The sequence below is a fragment of the Vibrio sp. D173a genome, from assembly GCF_030248475.1.
Genome location: NZ_JAHGAH010001515.1, coordinates 1 through 897 on the forward strand (window position 1 = coordinate 1; position 897 = coordinate 897).

At 46.8% G+C, this 897-nt stretch carries 1 protein-coding gene; it reads left to right on the forward strand.

Translation table 11 applies throughout. From position 1 onward, the window contains the following. Nucleotides 1–137: 137 nt before the first annotated feature. A partial coding sequence (locus tag KIV40_RS34425; RefSeq protein WP_285353939.1) for a glycoside hydrolase family 36 N-terminal domain-containing protein occupies nt 138–897 on the forward strand: 760 nt, incomplete at its 3' end.

Consider the following 897-nt stretch of genomic DNA (forward strand, 5'->3'; position numbering starts at 1 on the left):
TCTAGACCTAATTTAGTCAATTTCAAAGCCGCCTAAGATCACACTTAAGCGGCATTTAAGTTCTAAAAGTCATAGATAGGCGCAATATATATTTCAGAAAATATGTTCACGCAAACAAATAGCAGAGCGAGCAAATAATGAGTGAGTTTGTCCATTTACAAAGCAAAAATCACAGCCTGATTATCAAAACCGACCGAGTGCCAGAGATCCTTCACTGGGGGGCTAAAATTGCCCAGATAGATGAAGACCTACTTCTTTCAACAGAGCGCCCTATTTCTCAAGCTCGTTTAGATGTCGATGTGCCTCTATCACTGTGTCCTGAATTGGGAAGCGGTCACTTTAACGCGCCTGGCATTGAAGGGCATCGCGACGGGTATGATTGGGCACCCGTATTCAAACTGACATCGACACAGGTTAAAGATAACCAAGTCGCCTTTGTTATGGTGGATGAGGTTGCGAACCTTGAACTGACTGTTGAACTGAAACTTAACTTCGACACCGATGTGGTTCAAAAACGCGTTAGTGTAAAAAACCTTGGTGACAGTAAGTACTTCCTTGGCAAACTCTCTTCGACGTTGCCTTTGCCAAACCACGCTAACGAGTTGATGACTCTCCATGGCCGTTGGTGTCATGAGTTCCAAACGCAACGCCAACGCTTTGAGCACGGCGGCTTCATGCAGGGAAATCGTCGTGGTCGCACATCTCATGAAAACTTCCCGGGCTTGTTCGTAGGCACTAACGGGTTCAGTGAACAGCTTGGTCAAGTGTGGGGCTTCCACCTTGGTTGGAGTGGTAACCACCAAATGCGCGCCGATGTTCGCAGTGACGGTCGCCGCTTTGTTCAAGCTGGTGAACTTCTACTGGCTGGTGAATCGATCCTTGAAGCTCAAAGTGAAT